Raw genomic sequence first — 22673 nt, forward strand, 5'->3', positions numbered from 1 at the left:
TTTTTAAAAATATTTCTACAAGGAATACGTCCAAGCCCGGAAATCTCAAAAAGTACGTGGAGGTAAAACAGGTGTGCTTACAAATGTACTAAGTTCATCAAAGAATGATGCTCTTAATCAAGCGCTGGTGACCTGTTCAGCGGCTTTTTTCATTGGGCTATCTGATAAAAAATCAGTATTACAGACAATGTTTATGATTGGGAATCATTCCGAAAATTTATCACTATTATTATCAAAAATGGGGTTAAGAAATAATGTTTACTAAAAGTAGTCCTGATGAATTAGAGCTTCTGGCTTTTTTTGAGAGTTCCCCTGTTTGTTTGGATAAAGATGCCGGTTGCTTTTTATATGAATATAGTGACGATTATGGCTGTTGTGTTCAATTTTTCATACAGCATTGCTTCCGGTTGGATTCAATATAACCTGAAAAGTGGTCAGCACGAAAATATACACAGTTATATTGAGGGTGTGAGCTCATTTTCTATAAGAAATGACCGATCGGGAGAGTATTTATATGCAGAAAGTGGCCGTAGAGAATTTCTTACCCGGGTAGAAATGCGTATAAAGCCCCATGTGGTAGTAAACAGTAGCGTACTGATCATGTAAGTTGAGACAAGTCATAATAAATAATGGGAAAACGTAGATGCTGTTATGCCATGCAAGAACGGAAAGCGAAACCAATATTATTAATGGTTCGAAAGTGTCTGGATTATGCCATGGCAATTCACTGACTCTTCAAACATATCTTCCAGTCTTCAAGAGAACTATCACTATATTTGCTTACCAAATAAACAGCGAGAGACCAATAAGTGGGGGCTTTATAATACTCTGAGAGGTACCCTGACCCAAAATCCCTCCCTCCCTCCCTCCCTCCGCATTTCACCACCGCCACATCGCAACACCGTTAAATATATCCCGTCCCCCGTCATTTTCCCTACACAGAACCGGCATACAGTAGCGCGATCTGTCATGAGGGAAACCACCGATGAAGCTCGTAAAACTCGCTGAAACCTGGATAGACCCCAGCGTGCGCATACGCGAATGCAAAATTGGCCAGCAGTGTGAAGTGCTGGCCAACAGCCTGATGGAGTACGCCACGCTGGGGGATTTCTCCTACCTGGGGGAATACTGCACCGTCGCCGATGCGCAGATCGGTAAATTTGTGGCGATCGCCAACAACGTGCGTATCGGTGCGCCCAATCATCCGATGGAACGCCCGTCGCAGCATCGCATCACCTACTGCCCCGAGTACTACTCTGCCAGCGCCACGCGCGATCACGACTTTTTTGCGCGTCGCCGTGGCGACAGCGTCACCATCGGCAATGATGTTTGGATCGGCCATGCGGCCATTGTGTTGCCTGGCGTCACCGTGGGTGATGGTGCGGTGATCGCCGCCGGTGCGGTAGTGAGTAAAAATGTCGCCCCTTACACCATCGTCGGTGGTGTCCCGGCAAAAACGATCCGCTTACGCTTCGCGCCGCACATCGGCCATCAGTTGCAGCAAATTGCCTGGTGGGACTGGCCGCTGGAGACCATCATCGAGCGGCTGGCTGATTTTCAGGATGAACGTATCGACGCATTTTGCGAGAAGTGGAATAAGTCGTAACCGCGCTATTGGTGCTCTCGTGCGCAGAGTGCGATCATCATTCCCGCCACTGCTGCGCCGCACAGCAGATGAAACACGGTTGACCACGCGGTTAAATCCGGCTTTGCGCCCAGCAGCACGGAAATGATCGCGAGCATCATCGCTCCGGCGATGTACTGGCTGGTAATCATCAGCGCACTGGCGCGACCCTGCTGATGCGCTGGCACTGCCGTTAACCCCACGGCGAACATTGCCGGGTAAACCAATCCGTGGCCAATACCACTCAGCGCAATGCCGAGCATAAACGCGGGCGAGAGGGGGGCTTGCAGCGAAATGGCCAGCAGCCACAGGCCGAGCGCAGCGCTGGCAAATCCTGCCATTAGCACTTTTGCGCTGGCATAACGCGCCGTTAGCCGGGTGTAAAGCGCGTTGCCCGCCACAATCAGCAGCGCCAGTGGCGTAAACAGCAGCCCGGTGGTGACGGCATCGAGCTGTAATGTCTGTTGCCACAACAGTGTCATGGCGTAGAACTGGCTACCGACGCTCGCCATATAACAGGCGCTGCTCAGCCAGCCACTTTGTAAGCCTGGCAGATTGCGCAAGGTGCGTGATAACAGCGGCTGCGGGGCAACGCGTTCATGCAAAATAAACAGCAACAACATCGCCGCCGCCAGCCGGTTGGCGAGAAAATCTTCCGCGCCCGTTTCGCCATAGCGCATTAACGCCCATACCAGCGCGCCAGCGGCCGCGCAGCCAACCAGCGCACCAGCGCCGGAACGTGCCGTTTCACGTTGTGGGATCAGGTGTTGAAAATCGCGCTTCACCCGCCACAGCGCCAGCAAGCCTGGCGGCAGGTTGATAAAAAAGATCGCCCGCCAGCTTAGCGTTGTCAGTACGCCGCCGAGCACCACGCCCGCCACCAGCCCGAGTGCGCCAATCGCACTCCAGATTGCCAGTGCGCGGCGGTGCGACTCTCCGTGAAAGCGTTGCCCGATCAGCGCCAGAACCGCTGGTTGTAGTAGCGCGGCGGCGATGCCTTGCCCGGCGCGGGCAACCAGCAACAGTTCGCTACTGTATGCCAGTCCGCCGAGGGCGGACGCCAGTAAAAACAGCGCCATGCCGGCGCTGTAAATGCGCCGAGCGCCAAAGCGATCGCACAAATTTCCGCCGAGCAACAGCAGCGCGGCGAAGGTCAGGCCGTAGAGCAACACCACCCACTGCATAGCGCTAAGCGAGAGCTGTAAATCGTGCGCCAGCGTTGGCAGCGCAACGTAGACGATGGCGTAATCCAGCGCGATCAGCGCCTGGGCGATGCCGGGAGCCAGCAGCGCAAAATAGCGTGTTGAGGTGGGCGCAGCCAGTGCGTTGAGTTGCGTCATGGGTTTTTCCTGTTAATCTGCAAAGGGTGAGTAATCTTCATGGTTACTTCAGATGCATAACAGGCTACGCCTTGCTTTGCGGGCAAGGCAAAGTCATATTTCTCAGCAAAAGATGAGTTAAATTCAGCTATGCGCACACGCCGTTTACCGCCGCTTTCCGCTATACGCGCTTTTGATGCCGTTGCCCGCCATGCCAGTTTTAAAGCGGCGGCGGAGGAGATTGGCGTGACGCCAACGGCAATTAGCCATCAGATCCGCGTGCTGGAGGCGTCTCTGAACCAACGGCTTTTTAACCGTTCGGCGCGCGCTGTCACCTTAACGGCTGCCGGAGAGATCCTGTTTCGTGCTTCAGGGAATATGTTTGCCACGCTGCGCGAAGCGGTTGATGCCATCGACAGTGCCAGTCTGCCGGGGGCGTTAACGCTAAGCACCACCTCCAACTTCCTGACCAACTGGCTGGTGCCGCGACTTCCTTCGCTGCATCAGCGACACCCTGAACTGGAGCTGCGTCTGCACAGCAGCACCGATCTGGTGGATGTGCGCGGCGCAATGGCTGACTGCGCGATCCGATACAGTATGCAGGCCGACGAGACGCTGGATAATACATTGTTATATCGCGATCGCTTTGTGCTGGTCGCCAGCCCGCAACTGGCGCTCAAGCGCCCGCAAGATCTGGTGGGCTTAACGCTGTTTCATATCGAAAACCGCCATGTCCCGACGCCGGAGCCGGACTGGCAACACTGGCAAGCGGCGTTTGGTCCGGCAGATTTACCGGTGCAGTCCGGCATTCGATTTGATGATGAGACGCACGCGATTCAGGCGGCTATCGCCGGGCAGGGCGTGCTGCTCGCCAGTGAGTTACTGATCCAGAATGCGCTGGCGCAGAAGCTGCTGCGTATCGCGTTGCCCGGCAACTTACCCGGCGGGAATTATTACTTTGTGACCAGCCGCGAGAAAGCTCAGCGGCAAGATGTGCAGCAGTTTAAACAGTGGGTGCAGGGGGAGTTTGCTGCCCTGAGCATTTCGACAGAACATTAAAAAGATGCTGTAAATATCTACAAAAAAGCCAGGTTTCCCTGGCTTTCTCTTATTAATTACCGAAAAACTCAGTTAAACCGGCGAGCGATATCCGCGACGCGTTGACCGAATTTCACTGCGGTATCCAGATCGCCGGAGGCGATTTGGTCTGCGCCGGCATCAGAGGGAGACTGCACCAGCAAGCCAACGGAGCCGCCGAGGTTGTTGATGTCCTGGCGTGTTGCGGCCAGCGTATTCGCGGGCAGCAAGCCCAGGCTTACCCAGATGCCGCCATGCTGTGAGGCCAGCGTTTGCAGGTATTGCAAAGACACTTGTTTGTCGCCGTTCAGGCTGGCGCTGTTGCTAAAACCGGCGAAAACTTTATCCTGCCAGGCGCGGGTGAACCATGCTTTTGAACTGGCGTCGGCGAATTTTTTAAATTGCCACGGTACGCCGCCCATATAGGTTGGCGCGCCGAAAATGATCGCTTTTGCGTCATTCAGCAATTGCCAGTCGCTCTCCTGAATATCGCCGTTATTATCAATAACAATAAGCTGTGCGTTGGCGCCTTCTGCCACTTTCTCCGCCACTGCTTTGGTGTGGCCGTAGCCGGAATAATAGATCACAACCGTAGACATAATTTTCCCCTATCGAAGAGAGATGTCGTACAAACCAGTTTGCACGACCACCATCATTTTTCTTTCCCGGCAAACAGGGTGTATTTCCCCGCGCCCAAAAACATAATGCTTAAACCACCCAGGAAATAGAGCGCCTCGCTTTCCAGACCCCATGCGCCAACATTGGTCAGGGTAAAGAATTTCCCCATGCCGACCAGTAATGTGGCGACCAGAATATTGAAGGCGTAAATAAACGCCGCCTGGCGAGTAAACAGACCAATAATAATCAGCACTGGCGTAATGATTTCGCCAATGAATACGCCGTAAGCAATAAAACCCGGCAAGCCCTGCGCCACCAGCATGTCGGAAATCCAGCCGATGCCATGTTGCACTTTGGCCACGCCGTGGAACAGCATCAACACACCAAATGTCAGACGCAACAGCAGCTTGCCAAATTCCGGGTGCGTGGTGAGACTGAGAAACGCCTTGTTCAGCCGGGTAATCATCCTTTTATTCCTCACTATTGCGCAGGAGAACTTTTGCCATTTCTGGCACCTTAGTATCAAATAGAAACTTAAGCTTTGAGTTATACACATCCGGTTCCGGTTGCGGAAGAAGGCACTCCAGGGGCACTACGTTTCCTCAAGGAAACCTACTACGAGAGTTTGTCGTTATGATTAAGCCGTCCATTCCTTACGATATCTACGATAACCGCTGCCCGACGCGCGATATGCTGGCACGCCTGGCGGATAAATGGGCGCTACTGGTGCTGGCGCGGCTGGAAAATGGCCCGATGCGTTTTAACGGCCTGAAGCGAGATATCCGCATGATCACCCAAAAGGTGCTAACCCAGACGCTGCGCAAACTTGAGCGCGATGGCATTATCGCCCGCCAGGTGTTTTACACCGTGCCGGTGTCGGTGGAGTACAGCCTGACGCCACTGGGCCGCACGCTGACGGAAACCGTCTCCGTGCTGGCGCACTGGGTGGAGCACAATATGGATGCGGTGCTGGCCGCGCAGGCGGCGTATGACGAGGCGAACCCGGCCAAAATAAAAGAACCCACCGCGTAAGGTGGGTTCGTGGGGCTTATTGCAGGTGGGTGCGCAGTTCGTATGCGGCCTGTGATAAGGCGGTGCGCACGGTGGGTTCTTCGCTGAGTGCGTTCAGCAAGCCGTAGTCGTGGATCATGCCGTTATAGCGGGTGACCGTCACCGGCACGCCTGCAGCATCCAGTTTACGACCAAATGCTTCACCTTCATCACGCAGCACGTCCAGTTCGGCGGTCTGAATCAGTGTCGGCGGCAGGCCTTTCAACTGCGTGCTGCTGGCTTCCAGCGGGGAAGCGAGGATGTTGCGGCGGTCGCTCTCTTTGGTGGTGTAGTTATCCCAGAACCATTTCATCATGTTTTTGCTAAGGAAATAGCCGCTGGAAAACTGGTTATAGGAGCCAGTTTCAAAGCGCGCGTCGGTAACCGGCCAGAACATCACCTGGTAACGAATCGCTGGTGTGTGATGTTCTTTGGCCTGCAAGGCAACGGCAGCGACCATATTGCCGCCCACGCTGTTACCAGCCAGCGCCAGGCGTGAACCATCAACGCCAATCTCTTTGCCATGCTCGGCAACCCAGCGGGTCGCTTCATACGCCTGATTAATTGCTACCGGGAAGTGCGCTTCCGGTGATGGCGTGTAGTTAACAAACACTGCCGCCGCGCCGGATTCAGTCACCAGATCGCGAACTAAACGTTCATGAGTTGGATAGTCGCCCAGCACCCAGCCACCGCCGTGGAAGAACATAAACACCGGCAAGGTTCCGGTTGCGCCTTGTGGTTTAACGATGGTCAGTTTAAGCGGTTGGCCGTTAACGGTGATGGTTTTCTCCGAGACATCGGCTGGCGGCAGTTTCGCGCCCTGCTGGGCGCCAATCAGCACCTGGCGGGCATCGTGCGGGGAAAGTTGTTCAATCGGTTTGCCGCCGCTGCTGTTCAGCGCGGAAAGAAATTTCGCCACCCCCGCGGTCGGTGTTGGCGCATCGGCGGCCCAGGCGGTGGAAACGCTGGAGGCAACTAAACTCATGGCAATCAGTAATGAACGTGACATCTTATCTCCCTTGCGATTGTATCGCGTGCTATTTAGTTGGTTGTGTTAGGTGCCGTTGTGTCCGGCTGTGGAGTGTAATTTAAGTAGTGCGCTATTTGATTGCAAGCTAAATTTATAAAATTAATGCGCGATAACGTTTTACTGTTTGATTTTTAAAAGATTATATTTGCAGGAAGATCGGCGTAAGAAGCTGTAGAGCGCCCGCCTGCCTGTAAAGTACCAAAGATGAGGATGTCATGGAGCAGGTAAAAAGAGGATAATAACTGCCTGTTTTTCCTTAAATAAAATTTTAATGAATCTTCAGCGTTTTATTACGGAATATGACGAATCACTCAGCGGTGAATTGAATATTGATCCACTTGGTCAATTGATTGTCTGGTCCTCTTTCGGGCAGCAGATTTTTCGCAACCGTATTAGTTCAGTCGCCAATGATGTTCGTCACTACACACTCAATTTGCTTCACCATTATGTTATTCGCAGCGTTCTCGGCGACGATAAAACACAGCTCAGCGACGCATTACAAAAAATCTATGGCGGCAAAAACGATGTAAAACTGACGCACGCCTGTTTGATTTTCTTAGAGAATATTTACACCTTGTCGATGTGCGATAGCCAGAGCAAAAAGGGTGTTGTCACCACCGGCGTGCTGGGCATCGTTAAAGCCCGCAAACTATTCGCAGATTTTAATAATCCCCCGCTTATTTTCGGCCACGGATCGGATAGCCAACTGCTGACCCAGCAATTATTTCTCGGCACCAACGGGCGTTATAAAACGCCGATGATGAATATGCACTTCTTCGATCAAAAATATCATTATCATTTGGTAGAAGGCATATCCGCATGGGAACAGGCCGGGCAATTTATTTTGCAAACACCGCAGCTAAAAACGCTTTTTCGCCTGTTATGCGACTGCCTGAAAACGCAGCTTGGCGTGCGCCTCAAACGGGATCTGACGCTTCACTTTGCCGATATCGATAAAAAACTCACTCAGGCGTATGTCCAGGCTTTTCGCTCGTCGGAATATGTGGGTAACTACGCCAGGGATTTTTGGTTTGAGATGACCCGCTTACGCGAAGGCGCTAGCGGTGCGCTGTATCACGCCCTTGAACAGGCGAAGGAAAAACTGCCTGCGGCAGATATTTATCACCGGGCGCTACATCTTAGCCATAACGAAGCCGATCGCCGGTTGTTGCGCCATATCGTGCATGTTGAACCTTATCTGGCGGCGATTGATCTGTTATTTGCCGGGATTTGCCAGCGTAAAAAACAGACATTAGAGGATATTCGCCAGTTCTGGGCACAGCGTGGGCTGGATGATCATACGTTACCGAAACGAGCTGAACAGGTGATAAACGATAAGACGCTGCTGCCCGCACTTTCCGGCACGGCGCATACCCGCCTTGAACGTTTGTTGCATGTTGCGCAGGCACCTTCTGTTGCTGCGCAAGCCATTGAATTACTCAAATATCATGAGTATGTGATGCAAAGCCGCGGTCAGCTACCATGGATAACGCTTACTGGCGAAACGCTAACGTTGCAGGTTCCTGCGCGTCCGATGCATGAGGATCGCAAGAATGATGACTGGGTGAATGGGTATTACATCCCGCAGTTCCGCTATATGCTGAAAGGGTTGCGTGGAGAAGAAAAGTGAAATTAATCAACGAACTGAAAGCGCAACTGGCGACGCTTGGCGAGATCAAACGGGTTTGGCTGACCAGCTTTAATATCAATATCAGTTTTATTGAAACGCACCTGCTACCTGCGGTACTGGGCCTGGAAGAGCCGCCGAAAAACCGCAGCGAGTTTGAACGTCTGCAATTCGATCTCACCCGCAAAACGATCGATTTTCGCATCTATTGCGATAAGCGTCTGATAACCCAGGAGCAGCATAAGCGCACCTCCATCGCGGTGCTGCCAGTGTCCGTGCGACAGATTGCGCCGCATCTGGATGCCCGCAACAGCCTCTTTCACCCCAAAGTGCTCTATATCGAGGATATCCACGGCGATATTATCCTCGGGGCGGGCAGCGCGAACCTGACACTCAGCGGTTGGGGGCGCAATCAGGAAGCGGTCGATTTTCGCCGTGTCAGTACCAACAAGCAGTACCAGCAGATTAAGTCCTTTTTTACGCTGGTAGACCCGAATATTGTTGTCGACGACGCGTTCCCGGTGCGGCGGAAATTTTCCCATGACGATCCTGACTGGGATTTTATTCATTCCCTCTCCGGTCCCTCGTTGCTAAAAGCGTTGGCAAATGGCGATACCATTAAAAAACTCTCCGTCTGGTCGCCTTACCTGGCCGCAGATTTAGCGGGTTTTATCGGCTCTTTATCCCATGCTTTTGGTAACCCGGCGCTGAGCGTCGAGTTGGTTCCCGATCTGGCGCACGGGCGGTTTTTGCGCACGCCAGGCGGGGAGGAGGTGGAAGCCTTGCGCCAATCCGGTCAGTTACGTCTGTGTAAAAACCCGCTGGAGCGTGACGAGCGCTCAGAACTCACTCACGCCAAAATCTGGATGGCGACGGGGAAAAGCTCAGCAAGACTGGCGATCGGTTCGTGGAATTTCACCGCGCCGGGCTGCAGCAGCCTCAACGTAGGCAGTACAGACGAGGCGCACCGGAACATCGAAGCGGGCATTGTGCATCGCGTCTCGCCGAAAACAAACATCGTCGGTGATGTACTGGCTGAAAAGGTGTTCGATTTCGCCAGTGCCGAGTTGCTGGAAGCCGAGGCTTTGCAAATTCCCGATCAGTTACCCTTTGATTTACAGGTGCAATTTGACTGGCGTTCGGGCAAATACAGCGTATCCGGCGAATGGTTTGACGACAAATCCACCGCGCAGTATGCGCTTCGCCTGCCGGGTATCGCGCAGGTGATTCCCCTGCGCTGGCGCGGTAAGTCACTGGTTGCGTTGCGCGATCTGGTTGCCGATCAGCCGGATGAGGTGTTAACCCAGCACTTTTATACCGTCATCCGCCCCGGCGAGGCGGACTGGCAGGGCATTATTCATGAAGTGGGGCAGGCGTTTCGCCGGGTGAACGGTTTTGACTCGCTGCACGATCTTCTGAACAGCTATATCAGTGATGTTGATCCGCAGGACAACGACGCGGTGCACCTGCGTGAAACACTGCGCGATGGTGATTCGGCAGAGGATGCGCCGCCTGAGGAAAAGCCGCAGGTGCAGACCAGCGCCACCAGCTATTTCCGCCTTTTCTACGCGCTGGAAAAACGCCGCGAACAACTCGAAGCCCTGAACGATGATGCCTCGCTGCACTACTGGCTGTTTACCTGCCCTGGCTGTTTGCTCGAGCTGGTGGAGAAAGTCCGCGAACATCTCGTCGCGCAACCAGGAACGCTGTTTGGCTGGTTTATGGCCAACGAGGTGCAAAGCCTCTGCCAGCTGGCGAAAAAGCGCTACCGCAAAAAGAGCCTCGCCGCCCACGCGTGGCCGAAGCTTGTCATCGACATTCCGCCATTACCGGTGAAAGGAAAACAGCGCCAGCAGTACCTCGACGCAATAAAGCAAAGGTGTGGATATGAAGCCTGATAACTGGAAAGCCATCACGCCGCAGGCGGTGGCGGAAAAGATGAGTTTTGACGCCTCGCAGGACAACTGGCAATACGATGCGCAGGAGTCTTCAATGGCCGCGCGTCAGGCTGAAGGTGTCGCCGGGCTGTGGAACATTCTGGCGAAACGTCGGCTGGCGTTGCTGGCCGATGAAGTGGGGATGGGCAAAACCTTTCAGGCGATTGGTGTGATGCTCCAGCTCTGGCATAAAAAGCCCGATGCGAAAATCCTCATCCTCGCGCCCAATAAAGACATTTGCCTGCACTGGAAACGGGAATACAAAACCTTTTTGCTGCATCACTATCGCGCTAAAAATTCGAAAATTTGTAACGCGCAAAGGGAGCCGGTGCACGAGGCGCGTATTTTCACAAGGTTGCCCGAGCTGGAGCAGGATATCCGCGAATCACGAGGCAATTTTTACCTGACCACCATTCACTCGCTCAGCGGGCTGGTGCCGGAGTGGGAGAAAAAAGAGCAGAACGTGCAGGAGCGCGCCGCGCGCCAGGCCGGGAAAATCCATGCGCAGATTAAAGCCACGCTGGGCGAACAGGGATTTGATCTCATCATCATTGATGAGGCGCACTACTTTCGTAACCGCGATGGCAAATCCCAGCGCGCGGCGGCGGCGAAGCGCTTTTTTGGCGAGGACGATAACCGCTTAGGGCAGCGAACATTATTACTCACCGCGACGCCGAATCACTCTTCATCGCGTAATGTCGCCGATATTTTGCGTTACTTCGTCGATCCGGACGCGATTAGCCCCGACGGCGACGCCAAAACGCTGTTAAAAACCTTTGCCATTCGCCGCCTGCGACAAATGCAGGGAAAGGGCGTAACCAACAACAAATATAACTATCGCCATGAACAGGCGACGGCGGCGGATTTTACCGACAACCCGGATGCGGAGCTCTTTTTCGCCCTCTACCAGCGCGAGCTGGTAAAGACGCTGGGCGCAAAAGGTGAGCGCCGCCAGTTCCAGTATGGCTATCTCGAAGGGTTTGAGTCGACGGGCATTGTGGCAAAAGAGGACAGCGAAAGTGGTGAAGAGAATTCGGACGATATGGCGAAAGACGCCTTTCACCAGGCACCGGACTCACGCTTGCTGGCAGAGCTGACGCAAGCGTTTCAGGATATCTACCACCGCTTTCCGGATCACCCGAAATATGGCGCGCTGGTTAAACAATGCGTGCCTGAACAGTTGTTTACTGCACCACGCCCGCTGTATCGCGATAAACACCTGGTGTTTGTGCGCCGCATCCCCTCGGTGCGTGAAATCACCCAGCGCGTTAATGCCGAATATGACGAGCTGATGGCGCGGGAGATAATCGCTGCCTGGGGCGTTGAATCGCCGGATGAGACGCTAAAAGCATGGCGCAAAAGCGGCTGGTCACGTAAATATTTCAATCGCTTAACGCAGGCGGCGCACGTGCTGCAGGAGGCGTCAGAGTTCATTGATGACGAAGCGGAAAGTAGTGACGACGACGAGGAACTCAACGAGCGCAAGCAAAATGAGCTGAAGCTCTCATCGAAAATCGCCGATCTGTTTGTCGTGAAAAAAAGCGGTGAGAAACGAACCGATTGCACCAACGTGAGCCAGCGTTTTCGCCGGGCCGAAAGCCTGTTCTCGCTGTTTCTGGAACCCGCGGCGGATTATTGCTGTGCGCAATATGCCACCTATTACCGGCTTACCGATCGCCAGCGCGATAACTTTGGCGATGCGGCGCGCGATGTTCGCCTGCAAACGTGGCCCACCGCGCAGCCTCTTGCACGTAGCGAAAAGGTGCAAGAAAACCGTTATGAGCAACCGCTGCAAACGGCCTGGGGGATGATGTTTCTGCTATTGCCCGCGCATTGTCAGCAGCAGCTTCGCCACTGGCAGGCAAGCAATCCGGCGATTGTGGAAAACCTCGCCAACTACCTTAAAACGGGCTACATCTTCGCCAGCCCGGTAATGATTGAACTCTACTGCTGGTTTATCCGCTTTAGTCGCCAGAGCACCACGTCGGATGTGCAAAAGCGTTACCGTGATTTTACCGCCAGCATTGCCGATAAACTGCCGGGATCGTTACTGCTGCGCTATTTCATCAATGGCATTGAAACCTTCGAGGCGATGTGTGAAAAAATCACCGATCACCCGCTGGCCGACTGGAAGACACCGTGGCGGGAACTGACCAGCCTCTCAAGCCCGGCGTGGTACGCCAGCGGTCAAACCGATAACCGACAACGCTTGATCCTCGGGTTCAACAGCCCCTTTTATCCCAACGTGCTGGTGGCAACGTCCGTATTCCAGGAAGGGGTGAACCTGCATTTGCAGTGCAACCAGGTACATCATTACGGGATTGCCTGGACACCCGGCGACAACGAGCAGCGCGTAGGGCGCGTCGATCGGCTGTTTGGCCGCGTCAACCATCTGCTAAAAGAGCACGGCACCACCGAACTGCGCATTCACTACCCTTATCTCGCGCAGTCGCTGGATCAGGATCAGCTCGCTGCATTTATCCAGCACAAACGTAACTTTGAAGCGAAGCTCGATGCCTGCGACTTTGATCAGTTCAGCCGCGAGATCAATCTCAACGACGAAACCGGCGGTTGGGAGGCGGCGCTGCGCAAACCGCAGGCCGACCTGAAACCGGTCGATCCTTATCCGGCGGCATTTGCCGGGGCAACAGACCCGGCAAAGTAAGGGGGAGTTATCAGGCCCTGTCAGCCCAGGCGGGCATTGACGTCAGGTAACGAACGGCGCGTTTACGTGCTTCTTCGTTGCCGACGTGCTGCCAGGAATCCAGGTACTGTGCAAGGCCGGAAACGGCCTCTTCCCAGGATTTCAGCTGGCCTTCGCTGTCGGTACACCAGACGCAATATTTATCGCTGGGGCCACGGGCTTCCGGTGCGGATAGCGGCATTCCGCAGGAGTGGCAGTGAGATTCGGTGTGAGACATGGTGTGCTCCTTGTCAGTGAGTTGAGCGATAAAGATACCGAAACGGGTGGCGAGAAACTGTTCAACTGCTCATAAAGGCAGATTATTTTTAGGGTTATGGTGGGCTGCATGGTGTTTTACACTTTTCGTTCACTTGGCAGGGAGAATGGCATGACAGATTACTGGTGGAAGGATCTTCTTGATCGCAATGAGAGCTGGCAGGGGCTGGAACTGATGGTGCGTGAAGGCGACGGTCAGGCAATGGAGATGCAAAGCGGGCACAACGGGCGCATGGCGTTACAGGTCAACGGCAAGACGCTGTTCTGGGCCACCATGCTCAACGATCACTCCGGTGTCTGGCTGGTGTTTAATGCCGATCATCCGGCTCAGCAACTGCTATTGCCTGCCATCTCTTCTGCCGATGTGGAAAGCGCCAAACGCGCAGGCGAAGCGAACTGGATAAGCCACTGGTGTCGTTATTTTGCCCGCCAGTTGATGGAGGCGCCCACACCGCTACTGGCACCGCGCCGCTGGTTGCTGCGCCCAATGGAACAAGTCAAACCGACAGCACCGTATGTGCTGAATAAGCCGCTACCGTTTGCGCAGTGGCGGTTTCATACGCCTGCCAGCAGCGCGCAAATCAGCGTCAATTGGTCGTTGTGGAGTGAGGATTTCCCCGATCTGCAAAACCCGGAAAAGGTGACGTTTGTCGACTGGTGGTGGAACGGTCATCTGCTGCTGGCGCGTTACCCGGTAGAGCCAGACAGCGGGCGCGTGAAGTGGTGGCGCAAGAAATGCCGCGAAGGCGAGCTGCCGCCGATTCTGGTGTGGTTTATCGCCGGGCTGGCGTCGTTTGTCATTCTCGACGGGCACGATCGTTTGCAGGCGGCGCTGGCAGAAGGCATTCAGCCGCAGTTTCTGGTGCTCAGTGAACTCAGCGAACAGCGTTATACGCCCGATGAAGAGACGCGGGTGCGGGTGCTGCGCGCGCTGGCTATCCAGCAGGAGAAGTGCAAAAAAACCGGTGCCAATATTGATGCAATGAACCAGTCGCTGCTGAACCTGTATGACACCCGTTATCTTTACGCCCCGACACACAGCCGCGCGGTACTCGGCGATGGCAAAGGCTGGGAACGCGACGTCACCAGCTATCTGCAGCGTCACCAGTTAGCGGCATATTTAGATAAAATTCTGGCGCGGGAAGAGTAAGGCGGAAACGCCAGCCGTTTTAGTATTCACAGGGGCTGGCGTGTGAGTAAATGCTTACTGGGGCTTGCTCAATACTTATCACCTCTTTCGCTGGCTAATCTGTTTATCCCGATGGGTTTTATACCCGACGCACTCCCCGGTGTGTGGATTGACGTAATACCGAATCGGCGAGGGCAAGATTTGCTCATAGAATGGCGTGCCAGGCGGTGAAGCCAGGTTGGTTTTGATTTCCCAATACTGAACACCGTCGAGCTCTACAAGAGCCGCAAGGTGCATATCATAGTCCCAGAAGTTGATGAAATTTTTTAACGCGTACGCTTTCGCGGATTCAATAGCTGCTTTCTCATCAATCATTGCTGGATAACGCCCTTACCGGTGAAGCAAATTGAACAACCTTTTTCACGTGACGCGTGTTGGCGACAAACCGATACCGCAAACGCGTGAACCCTTTGGCTGGTGTTCAAATGATACGGGAAAGACAGAGAAAATTATCGAGGAAAAGGAGAACTACCCCGCGTCCTTGCGGGGGGGAATGGCTTATTTCACTGCTTGCAGTGCCGTTTTCTCAACGTATGGCTTCATCAAGGTATCGGCTTCTTTCTGCGCGGCTTCGGCGGCGGCTTCCGGGGTGACTTTCTCGTCGTTCACCACGGCGGCGAGCTGGTTTTCCATCGCTTTACGCACCGCGACCGTCTCGTAAGTGGAATACCACGGGTGGGCATATTGCAACTGCTCCAGCGCAATCGCCGCACGCGGATCCTGCTTCAGATACTCCTTCATCTCGGCGGTGTCGTAAGAGGCTTTCAGTGGTGAGAAGTAACCAGTGAAACGGCTCCAGGCCCCGTTGACTTCCGGGCTGACGAGGTAGGTCAGGAACTGATAAGCCGCTTTTTTCTGCGCGTCATTAATGCCCTTAAAACTTACCAGGCTGGCGCCGCCAATCGGCACCGCGCGCTGCTCCTGCGCGGGCATCATCGCCACACCCAGCTCGAAATCTTTGGTGTTCTCACGCATAAAGCCCAGCGCACCAGTGCTCAGCATTGCCATTCCCAGCTTGCCGGAGAAAAACGCAGCGCTGATCTGCTTGGAGTTCAGCACGCCGGAGGGCATTACTTTGTCTTTGTAGATCAGATCCTGCCAGAAGCGCAGCGCGCCAATGGTGGTCGGTGCGTTGTAATAGACTTCGCCGGGATAGTTTTCGTTGAAGTAGCTACCGCCGTTGGCGCGCACCAGCGAGGAGAAAATCCAGCCGCCGTAATCGTCGTTAGTGGAGGGCAGCATAATGCCCCACTGACCTTTGCTCTGGTCGGTGAGTTTCTTCGCGTCGTCCAGCAGCTCCTTCCAGTTCTGCGGCGGCTGTTTGATGCCCGCCTGGTCAAACATCGTTTTGTTGTAGTACAGAATCGGCGTCGAGTTGTGGAACGGGATGGCATAGGTCACGCCCATTACCTGCGCGTTTTTGTGCATGGCTGGCCAGAACGCATTTTGCAGGAAATCACCCGCTTTTTTGTCGCCGTATTTGAACAGTTCGTCCATCGGCAGAATTTCATCTTTCAGCGCCAGATCGGTGGTGAAGTTGGCGGACATGATCACCAGCGCAGGGGGCTGGCCCGCTTTCTGCGCGGATTCGGCTTTCATTTTGGTGGTGTCGTAATTGCCGGTGAAAATCCCGCGTACTTCCACGTCTTTTTGCGAATCGTTAAACGCCTTGATGATGCGCGTCATCTCCATCGTCAGTTTGCCGTCCACCGGGGCCGGAAACATGAAATCAATCTTCTCCTGCGCGATAGCAGTGCCGCTAATGGCAAGGGTAATGGCGTAAGTAAGCACTCGCAGTGTCTTTGGCAGAGGCTTAGGCATGGTCTTTCTCCTGGTGTAAGTTAAGCAAGGTTTGCGCATCAAAAAGATGGCTATCAAGGGGTGAAAAACCGACGCGGAGTGTGTCCCCTTTATTGGGCACATCGCCTCTGTGACGGCGGATATAGCGCAGGGTGCCAATTGGCGTGCTGACGTGGAGCTGATAATCGGCTCCCATCAGTTCACGCTGAATCACCGTGGCGGGCAGCACCAACTGGCCCGCTTCCGGCGTATCGGTAATGTGTTCCGGGCGAATGCCCAGCCATACATCGGCGGCATCGCGCGCGTGAGGCGGTAACGGCAGGTGTTGCTCGTCCAGCAGCACGTTGCCACTGGCGCACGGCAGCGAGAGCAGATTCATCGCCGGTGAGCCGATAAACCCGGCGACAAACAGGTTTGCCGGGTGAGCATACAGGTGCTCCGGGCGACCTACTTGCTGCACGTGGCCGCCATTCATTACCACAATGCGATCGGCCATCGACATGGCTTCGGTCTGATCATGCGTGACATAAATGGTGCTGGTTTTGAGCTGCTGGTGCATCGCCATTATGCTGTCGCGCACCTCGGTGCGCAGGCGCGCATCAAGGTTGGAGAGCGGCTCGTCCATTAAAAACAGCTTCGGGTTACGCACAATTGCGCGTGCCATCGCCACGCGCTGGCGCTGGCCGCCGGAGAGTTTGGCCGGTTTTCTGTCCAGCAGCGTGTCGAGCTGCAGCATCTGCGCCACGCGATCGAGGCGCGGTTGCCAGCTCGTTTTCTCTTCCTTGCGCACTTTCATGCCGAAGGTGATGTTGTCGCGCACGGAAAGGTGCGGAAACAGCGCATAGTTCTGGAAGATCATCGCGAAGTTGCGCTCGCGCGGTGAACGCGAAGTGATGTCGTCATTGTCGAGCAGAATCGCGCCGTCGCTGACGCTCTCCAGCCCGGCAATCAGCCGCAGCAACGTACTTTTCCCACAGCCGGAAGGGCCAACCAGCACCACGAATTCACCGTCGTGGATATCCAGCGTCAGCGCGCTGAGCGCCGCTTTGCCATCGAACTGTTTACTGATGTTTTGCAGTCTTAACATGGGCTTAACGCTCATCCACCGGGCAGCTGATGCTTTCGTTGTATAACCACGGGCCAGCGTAATGCGACAGCGGATGCAGGTAGCTGACCCACTGCTCGCCAATCTGGCGGTGCATCAGGCATGACGGCGGCGACATGTCGTAATACGGGCGCGTGTCTTCGTGGCAGTACGGCACCTGGTGCACCGTCGCCGGGATGGTGGCAATCGTCGCCTGGCGATACTGCGTCATGGTCAGGCTATGGTTGTGACCGCAGAAAATGCGCGTCAGCGCCGGGAAGCGCTCCACTAATTTCAGTAATTGATGGCCATTTTCGCAGGCGATGCGATCCATCTGCGCGTTACCGAGCGGCAGTGGCGGGTGGTGCATAAAGATAGCGGTGGGTTTGTCCTGACTTTGGCTAAGCTGCGCTTCCAGCCAGCTCAATGTTTCATTGGTCAGCCAGCCTTTCGATTCCCCGGCGAGGCTTGAATCAATGAACAGCAAGCGGGTGGCGAAATCATCAATCGCATAGCGCATGTTTTGCGGATCGCTGCCCAGATGCGGGCACAGCGGATGCAGATATTCGAGAAAGTGGGCTTTGTCATCGTGGTTGCCAGGAATAACAAACAGCGGGTAGTCGAGGCTACCGAGGATCTGGCGCGCCACGCGGTACTCTTCCGGACGGCCGCAGTTAACAATATCGCCGCTAACCACGACCGCATCCGGGCGTTCGCGCAGCGCGTTAAGCTGGCATACCACATCGGCATTTCCGGCGTTGATATCAATAAAGCCGTACAGCTTCTCGTTCTGGCTGCGGAAGTGGGTATCTGAAATTTGCGCTAAAAACATCACTCAACTCCTTATTTAATCCCGGAAAAGCCAAAGCTCCGGAGAAACTGCTTTTGAAAAGCGATAAACGCGACCATCAGCGGCAGGCAGACCATCAGCGTCCCGGCGCTGATCATTCCCCACTGACCGCCCGACTCCGCGCCCATGGCGAATGACACCAGGCCGACCGTCAGCACCTGTTTGTCCGGGTCGTTGAGCATCATCAGCGGCCATAAATACTCGTTCCAGTGGTAGGTAATGCTGACGGTGGCGAAGGCCAGCACCGACGGCCACGACATCGGCAACATCACGCGGAACAGCACCTGCCACCAGCGGCAGCCCTCCATCAGTGCCGCTTCTTCGATCTCTTTCGGGATAGCGAGAAACGCCTGGCGCATCAGGAACACGCCAAACGCCGAGGTGAAATAGGGCATCATCACGCCGGTCAGGGTGTTGAGCAGGCCGAAGGTTTTGAGTGTCAGCATGTTGGGGATCATCATCACTACCGGCATGATCATCAGTTGCACCAGAAACAGGATGAACAGTGTTTTCTTGCCGCGAAATTCGTGGCAGGCAAAGACGTAACCGGCGGTGGTGATGGTGAATAGCTGCACGAAGAAGGTGCCAAAGGCGAAAATCAGCGTGTTAGCGTAGAGGCTCAGCCAGTTGGCGCTGTTCCACGCGTCGCGGAAGTTATCCAGCGTGAGCGGAAAGCGCGGCAGAATCGACGCCATTCCTTCACCAAAGGTGGTGGCGCTGAAAGCAGACGAAAGCATCCAGATAAAGGGGCTCACCCACAGCAGCGCCAGGCACACCATCAGCACCGCAAGCGTTACCGGACGGGAGTAGCGCAGGCGCAGCCACAACGGTCGCGCTACGGTCGTGCTGCGATTGATGGCAGGCGTGATTTCAACGCTCATAATGCGCTCCTCTTTCCAGCAGTTTCAGGTTAACCAGCGAGAAGATGAACAGCCCGACCAGCGTCAAAAACGTGGCGGCGGAGGCTTTGCCCAGATCGTGGGTATCCCAGGCGAGGTTTTGGATGTAATAGAGCAGCACGGTGGTGGCGTTGTCCGGCCCGCCGCGCGTCATCACCGCGACGTGATCGATCTGAGTAATCGAGTAGATGAGTGCGGTGGTAACAACAAAGCTGATGGTCGGGCGCAGCAGCGGTAGCGTCACCCTGAAGAACACCTGCGTTGAGGTTGCCCCTTCCATGAGGGCCGCTTCACGCGTGGACGCGGGAATGCCCTGTAATCCGGCCAGAAAGAACAGCATGTAATAACCGGCAAACTTCCAGACGCCAATCAGCGCCAGCGCAAACAGCGCGCTGTTGCTGCGCCCCAGCCAGTTGTTGTTCATCGGGCCAAACAGTTGCGCCAGGTAATGATCGAGCATGCCGAGGCCGGGCATAAAGATAAACAGCCACAGCGCGGCGGCGCTGACCATCGGGATAATCATCGGGAAGAAGAAGGCGGTGCGCAGCCAGCGGTTGATGCGGTGGTTTTCCCACAAGGCCACCGCCAGTAGCAGCGCCAGCGCGACGCCCGGGATCACCGTCAGCAGCAGATAAATCAGGTTATTGAACAGCGATTGCCAGAACACACTGTCATCCAGCAGGCGGGCGAAATTTCCCAGCCCGACATACGGCGCATCCTGCGTTGTCATGCGGGTATCGAACAGGCTGTCGTACACCGAGCGAAATAGCGGAAAGTAGGTAAACAGCGCCAGAAACAGCAGTGACGGCGACAGGATCAGCCAGGGAAGCCAGTATTTTCTCATAAGTTTCTGAAAACGAATTTACGGGGTTCGAAAGCCAGAGAGTCTGTGAAAAAAATGCTGCAATAGGATGGCGCGCAAATGACTGTTTAGTGAACAGGTGTTCACTGTGAGGCGCTGGCGGGAAGGTGAGTGTTATGGGCAAAAAAAGCCCCGCATCCTGCGGGGCACCTTTCTCACCGGTTCACGGGAGGAGATCAGAAATCCATTTTGACGGTGAACTGCACTTCGCGTGGATTGCCAATCTGGTTGCCCAGGTTGTTGGTGGCTATTGACGAGGTGTAGTACGTCTTGTCGAAGATATTTTTCAGGTTGACCTGCAACGTTACCGGGTATTGCAGTTTCATTTTGTATGCGGCAAACGCATCGGCAACCGCGTAGCCCGGCAGGTAATAATCCGCGCCGTTGGTAGCAGAGCGGCGGCTAACGCCATGACCGCCGCCGCCGAGAGTCAGCGTATTTCCGGCAAAGACATTATGAATGTCATAGGTCAGGAACAGTGAACCGGTATGGCGCGGCACGTTCGGCAATGGTTTACCGGCGTAATCGGGATCTTCCAGCACTTTCGCCGCCGTGTAGCTGTAGCTGGCAATGACATTCATGTTCGGCGTCAATGCACCGGCGAGATCCATTTCCACACCTTGCGAGCGCACGCGACCGGCGGTTTTCGCCACGGTATCACCGGCGATGATCTCGTGATACAGCACGTTACGCTTATGGATGTCAAACGCCGTAATATTGGCGGTAACGCCGTCGAACAGATCGAATTTTGCACCCACTTCGTAAGAGGTGGAGGTTTCTGGCGGTAAGTCACCGATATAGCTGGCGATGGACGACTGCGGCATAAAGGCTTTCGCTACGTTACCGAACAGCGAAACCGATGGCGTGAGTTTGTAGACCAGGCCAAATTTCGGTGTCCATTTTTCGTCGCTGCTGTCGGTATTGACGTTAAACGGACGGCCTTTCCCGGCGTACTGGGTGTAATACTGGTAGCGCATCCCGGCGACGGCGATCCATTTGTCGGTCAGGTATAACGCATCCTGCGCATAAACCGAGTAGCTCTCCTGCTTGATAGTTTGATCGCTGTCGGACGCGGAAACGGACGTACACTTGCGGGCATTGCCATAGCCTGGGTTATAAATATTGAAATCTTTGACGTTTTTACAGCGGATCATGTCAGTACGCAGCAGATCGTAATATTCATACGAAACGCCGGTGAGGATCTCATTATAAAAACCGCCAATGTTCACATTACCCTGCAGGTCAGCCCGCGTGGTGTGCATACGCTGCGTGGATCCTTGCGTGGCATCTACACGGCGCGTCAGATTACCGGTGGCGGCATCGTAAGCCATCACGCGTGACTGATTATCGCTGTATTTATCCTGGCTGAAGCCGTACTCCACTTTCCCGGTCCATTCGCTGTTAAAGCGGTACTCGGCGTTCAACTGTGCGATGTCGGATTCACCGTCGGTGATGTTAAACGGCTCATCGAAACGGGTTTTTCTGTCGACGTTCACCGCCTGTTTGGTGGTGAGATCGAAGATCGTGCCGCGATCGAACGGTGTCTGGTAATCGCGGTGCGAGTAGAGCACGTTGACGGTGGCGTTATCGCCAAACCACGTCAGCGAGGGCGAAATAAAGGTGCTTTTCTCTTTACCAAAATTGCGCCAGTAATCTTCATTTTGATACTCGCCAATCAGGCGATAGGCCAGCCGCGTACCCTCAATCGGCCCGGTAACATCAAACTGGCCGGTTCCGCCGCCAAAACTTGAAGAGGTGGCGGAAACGGAGCCGCCGAATTGGGCTTCCGGACGTTTCGTGACCACATTGATAAGCCCGCCGGGATCGAGAATGCCGTACAGCGTGGACGCCGGGCCTTTCAGCACTTCAACGCGAGATACGTCGGCATTAAAACTGCGCGGCACCACGGTGCGCAGGCCGTTGGTCATAATTGAACCATCGCGGTTGGCACCAAATCCCCGACGCACAAACGCATCCTGCGTGCCGCCGAGCGTGTTGGTTTGTACCACATTGCTGACGTTGTACAGCGCTTCGTCAAGGCTGGTGGCGTGTTGATCTTCCAGCACTTTATCGCTCACAGTGTTGACCACCTGCGGAATATCCAGCAGCGGCATGGACGTCAGCGTGGCGGCGGACGAGCTGAGCGGCTGGTAGCCGGAAGTCGCCTGTTTATCGGCGGAAGAGGCGCCCGCCAGCACGGTAAGGGTATCGCCGTCTTTGCTTTGTTCCGGCTTATCTGCCGCATGTGTCAAAGGAGTGAAAGCCGACCCCAAAAAGAGCGCTGAAAACAGCGCGCGCCCTTTCAGCCCGGAAATACAACGAGTTAACTCAGCCATTTATTCTACTTTTCCCGAAAAACCCTGAACAACGCAGGAGTGAACGTTTTTATCTTTATTGCCCGATTGCGCGAATCTACCCGTTTGCTGCAATCTACAGCGTCGGATATGTAATTGAGAATCATTCAATCATGAGGCTTTGTAGTAGTAAACGTAAAATGAAAGAAATTTGCTACAGCGGTTTCAGGCGTGAAATGCAACTCGATAAGTTGTGATGGATTTTTATTAGTTTATTGAAAATAAAAGAATTATTTTTAATTCTTGTGGGGCGGTTTTTCTGTAGTAACACAAAATAAAGGGGTGTTGGTTTCGCTTTCTACGGCACTTGACTACTACAGCGGCAAACGGCAATATCGAAAAGAGAATGAGATTTATTTTTGTTTGATGGTTTAGTGCGCGGCTATTTTCATGA

Annotated in this window: 19 protein-coding genes; 7 read left to right on the forward strand and 12 right to left on the reverse strand. The window is 54.5% G+C overall.

Going from position 1 to position 22673, the window contains the following annotated elements; all coding sequences use genetic code 11:
- Nucleotides 1-985: 985 nt before the first annotated feature.
- Nucleotides 986-1606 carry a DapH/DapD/GlmU-related protein gene (locus H650_RS17195; RefSeq protein ID WP_020456375.1) on the forward strand — a complete coding sequence of 207 codons (621 nt, stop codon included), beginning with the start codon at nt 986-988 and terminating at the stop codon, nt 1604-1606.
- A gap of 5 nt (nt 1607-1611) precedes the next feature.
- On the opposite strand, the gene H650_RS17200 is transcribed toward H650_RS17195, so the two are convergent.
- Nucleotides 1612-2964: an MFS transporter gene (locus H650_RS17200; RefSeq protein ID WP_020456376.1), complete on the reverse strand. Its 1353-nt coding sequence runs from the start codon at nt 2962-2964 to the stop codon at nt 1612-1614.
- A 129-nt stretch (nt 2965-3093) separates the two neighbouring features.
- Between H650_RS17200 and H650_RS17205 the strand changes: the two genes are divergently transcribed.
- A complete protein-coding gene (locus tag H650_RS17205) occupies nt 3094-4002 on the forward strand; it encodes a LysR substrate-binding domain-containing protein (RefSeq protein ID WP_020456377.1) in 909 nt (302 codons plus the stop codon).
- Nucleotides 4003-4070: 68 nt separating this feature from the next.
- Here H650_RS17205 and H650_RS17210 read toward each other — a convergent pair whose 3' ends face one another.
- Both H650_RS17210 and H650_RS17215 read right to left on the reverse strand, forming a co-directional pair.
- The gene (locus H650_RS17210; RefSeq protein WP_017457750.1) at nt 4071-4619 is read right to left on the reverse strand and encodes a flavodoxin family protein; all 549 of its coding nucleotides are present in this window, start codon (nt 4617-4619) and stop codon (nt 4071-4073) included.
- Between the two features lie 53 nt (nt 4620-4672).
- The gene (locus H650_RS17215; RefSeq protein WP_020456378.1) at nt 4673-5104 is read right to left on the reverse strand and encodes a DoxX family protein; all 432 of its coding nucleotides are present in this window, start codon (nt 5102-5104) and stop codon (nt 4673-4675) included.
- Between the two features lie 167 nt (nt 5105-5271).
- On the opposite strand from H650_RS17215, the gene H650_RS17220 reads away from it, so the two are divergent.
- Complete coding sequence (locus tag H650_RS17220) at nt 5272-5670, forward strand: winged helix-turn-helix transcriptional regulator (protein ID WP_020456379.1); 399 nt, start codon at nt 5272-5274, stop codon at nt 5668-5670.
- A gap of 16 nt (nt 5671-5686) precedes the next feature.
- On the opposite strand, the gene H650_RS17225 is transcribed toward H650_RS17220, so the two are convergent.
- A complete protein-coding gene (locus H650_RS17225) occupies nt 5687-6697 on the reverse strand; it encodes an alpha/beta hydrolase (RefSeq protein ID WP_020456380.1) in 1011 nt (336 codons plus the stop codon).
- A gap of 292 nt (nt 6698-6989) precedes the next feature.
- On the opposite strand from H650_RS17225, the gene H650_RS17230 reads away from it, so the two are divergent.
- From H650_RS17230 to H650_RS17240, 3 genes are read left to right on the forward strand one after another with little or no spacing between them, the layout of a single operon-like run.
- Complete coding sequence (locus H650_RS17230) at nt 6990-8348, forward strand: hypothetical protein (protein WP_020456381.1); 1359 nt, start codon at nt 6990-6992, stop codon at nt 8346-8348.
- Nucleotides 8345-10243: a phospholipase D-like domain-containing protein gene (locus H650_RS17235; protein ID WP_020456382.1), complete on the forward strand. Its 1899-nt coding sequence runs from the start codon at nt 8345-8347 to the stop codon at nt 10241-10243. Before H650_RS17230 ends, H650_RS17235 begins: the two co-directional genes overlap by 4 nt.
- Nucleotides 10233-12947, forward strand: a complete 2715-nt coding sequence (locus H650_RS17240) for a DEAD/DEAH box helicase (RefSeq protein WP_020456383.1) — start codon at nt 10233-10235, stop codon at nt 12945-12947. Before H650_RS17235 ends, H650_RS17240 begins: the two co-directional genes overlap by 11 nt.
- Nucleotides 12948-12957: 10 nt before the next feature.
- On the opposite strand, the gene H650_RS17245 is transcribed toward H650_RS17240, so the two are convergent.
- Nucleotides 12958-13203: a zinc ribbon domain-containing protein gene (locus tag H650_RS17245; RefSeq protein WP_020456384.1), complete on the reverse strand. Its 246-nt coding sequence runs from the start codon at nt 13201-13203 to the stop codon at nt 12958-12960.
- Nucleotides 13204-13353: 150 nt separating this feature from the next.
- Between H650_RS17245 and H650_RS17250 the strand changes: the two genes are divergently transcribed.
- Nucleotides 13354-14391, forward strand: coding sequence for a hypothetical protein (locus H650_RS17250; RefSeq protein ID WP_020456385.1), 1038 nt, complete (start codon nt 13354-13356; stop codon nt 14389-14391).
- 78 nt (nt 14392-14469) lie between these two features.
- Here H650_RS17250 and H650_RS17255 read toward each other — a convergent pair whose 3' ends face one another.
- The 7 genes from H650_RS17255 to H650_RS17285 all read right to left on the reverse strand — a co-directional run bounded on the left by H650_RS17255 (nt 14470) and on the right by H650_RS17285 (nt 22261).
- The gene (locus H650_RS17255; RefSeq protein WP_020456386.1) at nt 14470-14745 is read right to left on the reverse strand and encodes a hypothetical protein; all 276 of its coding nucleotides are present in this window, start codon (nt 14743-14745) and stop codon (nt 14470-14472) included.
- A gap of 183 nt (nt 14746-14928) precedes the next feature.
- Entirely contained in the window at nt 14929-16251 is a 1323-nt protein-coding gene (locus tag H650_RS17260; RefSeq protein WP_020456387.1) for an ABC transporter substrate-binding protein, read from the reverse strand.
- Nucleotides 16244-17317, reverse strand: coding sequence for an ABC transporter ATP-binding protein (locus H650_RS17265; protein ID WP_020456388.1), 1074 nt, complete (start codon nt 17315-17317; stop codon nt 16244-16246). The genes H650_RS17260 and H650_RS17265 overlap by 8 nt, the downstream gene beginning before the upstream one ends.
- 4 nt (nt 17318-17321) lie before the next feature.
- Nucleotides 17322-18146 carry a glycerophosphodiester phosphodiesterase GpdQ gene (gpdQ, locus tag H650_RS17270; protein WP_020456389.1) on the reverse strand — a complete coding sequence of 275 codons (825 nt, stop codon included), beginning with the start codon at nt 18144-18146 and terminating at the stop codon, nt 17322-17324.
- 11 nt (nt 18147-18157) lie between these two features.
- Nucleotides 18158-19045 carry a carbohydrate ABC transporter permease gene (locus H650_RS17275; RefSeq protein WP_020456390.1) on the reverse strand — a complete coding sequence of 296 codons (888 nt, stop codon included), beginning with the start codon at nt 19043-19045 and terminating at the stop codon, nt 18158-18160.
- Complete coding sequence (locus H650_RS17280) at nt 19035-19907, reverse strand: carbohydrate ABC transporter permease (RefSeq protein WP_020456391.1); 873 nt, start codon at nt 19905-19907, stop codon at nt 19035-19037. Before H650_RS17280 ends, H650_RS17275 begins: the two co-directional genes overlap by 11 nt.
- A gap of 194 nt (nt 19908-20101) precedes the next feature.
- Complete coding sequence (locus H650_RS17285) at nt 20102-22261, reverse strand: TonB-dependent siderophore receptor (protein ID WP_020456392.1); 2160 nt, start codon at nt 22259-22261, stop codon at nt 20102-20104.
- Nucleotides 22262-22673 lie beyond the last annotated feature (412 nt).

It is taken from the genome of Enterobacter sp. R4-368, from assembly GCF_000410515.1.
In the GTDB taxonomy this organism is placed as follows: Bacteria; Pseudomonadota; Gammaproteobacteria; order Enterobacterales; family Enterobacteriaceae; genus Kosakonia.

Coding starts and splice junctions, on each gene's coding strand:
- H650_RS17265 (WP_020456388.1), bottom strand. CDS start 17,317: ATGTTAAGACTGCAAAACATCAGTAAACAGTTCGATGGCAAAGCGGCG.
- H650_RS17275 (WP_020456390.1), bottom strand. CDS start 19,045: ATGAGCGTTGAAATCACGCCTGCCATCAATCGCAGCACGACCGTAGCG.
- H650_RS17200 (WP_020456376.1), bottom strand. CDS start 2,964: ATGACGCAACTCAACGCACTGGCTGCGCCCACCTCAACACGCTATTTT.
- H650_RS17230 (WP_020456381.1), top strand. CDS start 6,990: ATGAATCTTCAGCGTTTTATTACGGAATATGACGAATCACTCAGCGGT.
- H650_RS17240 (WP_020456383.1), top strand. CDS start 10,233: ATGAAGCCTGATAACTGGAAAGCCATCACGCCGCAGGCGGTGGCGGAA.
- H650_RS17285 (WP_020456392.1), bottom strand. CDS start 22,261: ATGGCTGAGTTAACTCGTTGTATTTCCGGGCTGAAAGGGCGCGCGCTG.
- H650_RS17255 (WP_020456386.1), bottom strand. CDS start 14,745: ATGATTGATGAGAAAGCAGCTATTGAATCCGCGAAAGCGTACGCGTTA.
- H650_RS17195 (WP_020456375.1), top strand. CDS start 986: ATGAAGCTCGTAAAACTCGCTGAAACCTGGATAGACCCCAGCGTGCGC.
- H650_RS17205 (WP_020456377.1), top strand. CDS start 3,094: ATGCGCACACGCCGTTTACCGCCGCTTTCCGCTATACGCGCTTTTGAT.
- H650_RS17220 (WP_020456379.1), top strand. CDS start 5,272: ATGATTAAGCCGTCCATTCCTTACGATATCTACGATAACCGCTGCCCG.
- H650_RS17250 (WP_020456385.1), top strand. CDS start 13,354: ATGACAGATTACTGGTGGAAGGATCTTCTTGATCGCAATGAGAGCTGG.
- H650_RS17210 (WP_017457750.1), bottom strand. CDS start 4,619: ATGTCTACGGTTGTGATCTATTATTCCGGCTACGGCCACACCAAAGCA.
- gpdQ (WP_020456389.1), bottom strand. CDS start 18,146: ATGTTTTTAGCGCAAATTTCAGATACCCACTTCCGCAGCCAGAACGAG.
- H650_RS17280 (WP_020456391.1), bottom strand. CDS start 19,907: ATGAGAAAATACTGGCTTCCCTGGCTGATCCTGTCGCCGTCACTGCTG.
- H650_RS17260 (WP_020456387.1), bottom strand. CDS start 16,251: ATGCCTAAGCCTCTGCCAAAGACACTGCGAGTGCTTACTTACGCCATT.
- H650_RS17225 (WP_020456380.1), bottom strand. CDS start 6,697: ATGTCACGTTCATTACTGATTGCCATGAGTTTAGTTGCCTCCAGCGTT.
- H650_RS17245 (WP_020456384.1), bottom strand. CDS start 13,203: ATGTCTCACACCGAATCTCACTGCCACTCCTGCGGAATGCCGCTATCC.
- H650_RS17215 (WP_020456378.1), bottom strand. CDS start 5,104: ATGATTACCCGGCTGAACAAGGCGTTTCTCAGTCTCACCACGCACCCG.